At 44.3% G+C, this 521-nt stretch carries 1 pseudogene; it reads left to right on the top strand.

Annotated features, from left to right (window positions below):
* Positions 1-381: pseudogene (locus AAGC65_RS25300) on the top strand (hypothetical protein); the annotation flags it as partial.
* Positions 382-521 lie beyond the last annotated feature (140 nt).

Below are 521 nucleotides of genomic sequence, written 5' to 3' on the forward strand. Positions count from 1 at the left end.
GGTGCTATATCGGGCAGCGGCGGCGTGATAACCTTTGTTGCCGGTACGCCAATTGATTTTGTAAACCTGATAACGCAACAGTTTAGGGCAACTATGGCCATTCTGTACTATAATAGGGGCAGTTACCATATCAGCTATGAGGAGTTCATGTCGCTGGTAGCTACTTCGCTAAAAGTTGAAGCTGGAGTTGCCATATCAAAAGCCATGATGGAGGGTATAGCTGAAAAAATGCTTCTGGTATTAGGCACCCGCACTGCCGAACGCCTGGTACCTGTTGTAGGTGCCGTAATTGGAGGCACAGCAAACTACCTGTTCATCAAACGCATGGCCGATCAGGTAAAGAAAATGCAGGGAGAACCTATAGTGATACAAGTAAGTTAAATGCCGTGAAATTAATTACCTGTTAGCCATTACCTCATTGGTAAGCTTTACAAAATCATCAACGCTCAAACGTTCCGCACGCAAATCAAGCGTAGCATTGTCAGTCATTTTTTCTTTGTTGATGAGGGAAGATATAGCAT

Source organism: Mucilaginibacter sp. (assembly GCF_039207105.1).
Taxonomy (GTDB): Bacteria; Bacteroidota; Bacteroidia; order Sphingobacteriales; family Sphingobacteriaceae; genus Mucilaginibacter.